This window comes from Arthrobacter sp. Br18 (assembly GCF_000520555.1).
Taxonomy (GTDB): Bacteria; Actinomycetota; Actinomycetes; order Actinomycetales; family Micrococcaceae; genus Arthrobacter_D.
Window position 1 is genome coordinate 46,603 of the sequence record NZ_KI914865.1, and the last position, 1,028, is coordinate 47,630.

1 protein-coding gene is annotated in these 1,028 nt (G+C 64.6%); it reads right to left on the reverse strand.

Translation table 11 applies throughout. The features are described 5' to 3' along the window. Positions 1–44: 44 nt before the first annotated feature. Complete coding sequence (locus Y704_RS24485) at positions 45–623, reverse strand: endonuclease domain-containing protein (protein WP_162149396.1); 579 nt, start codon at positions 621–623, stop codon at positions 45–47. Between the last annotated feature and the right edge of the window lie 405 nt (positions 624–1,028).

The following is a 1,028-nucleotide window of genomic DNA, read 5'->3' on the forward strand; positions in this document are numbered from 1 at the left end:
CGCCGACACCCACCACACGTGCGCAACTTCCGGCGGCCAACGGGTCACGGGCCGGTATACCCGCGCCTTTCGAGTACCCGGCGTACCTTGACCGCAATCCACTGCGGTCCCTGTCTCAGATCGAGCTGATTCAGCCTGATCTGGATCCATCCAAGCTCCACGGCCATGGCATCCCGTTGCATGTCGCGGAACTGCTGTTCCGGCGTGAGGTGATGGGCGCCGTCGTACTCGATCATCACCCGGAACTCCTCATTCGCGAGATCGGCCCATTGGGCAACCTCTCCGTCCGCTGTAATGATCGGATAATCGACCGAGAACCGAGGAAGCCCGGCGTCCTCGAGTATGACCCGCACCTTCGTCTCGGGAGGTGAATCGCTGCCAACGCGCAAGCGTCCATAGGCGCTGCGGGCCGACACGAGACCCGGCACGCTCCGCTGCCGTCGCAGGAAAGTGCCCAGCTCCTCCAGACTGACGAGAGGTTTCGTCCACTTCCCGAACGACCGCCGGTGGCAGCTGACCAGAAAATCCCCTGCCACGATGACGTCCAGGAGGGGCAGGATCGTGGCAAGGTCAAGCCACGTCCGTGCGGCTGATGTTGCACGCACGCCGTGGATCACGGTCATGTCCTCCGGCGGAACCGCCAGACGATGCCCTGCGACGCCCCTCCGCCGCGGACCGGCTGACCCTGGCGGACGCGACAGGTGAATCGCAGGGTCGTTCTGCAGAAAATAGGGAAGCGGAATGTTGTGGAGCCTGGCGGCGGATACATGGCTGATGAAACCCGCACTCGTCACCAGCATATACGGGCGGCAAATATCCGCGTAATCGCCAGCTCCCGCAACGGGATACCGCACACCCCTGCTCGGCGTGGAATAATCCGCCGCCCGCGTGCGGCTCCGCGGCACCCCGAGGGCAACAGCGCTCCGAAGGGCGAACGGCACCCCATCCAGCGAGTCGGGCAGTTTCGATCGCTCGCTCACCGCTCCATTGCACTACACGATGCCCCCGCGTGCCCGCGCTATCCACAG

Excerpts from the sequence above, each read along its gene's own strand:
- Y704_RS24485 (WP_162149396.1), bottom strand. The coding sequence starts at position 623 with ATGACCGTGATCCACGGCGTGCGTGCAACATCAGCCGCACGGACGTGG.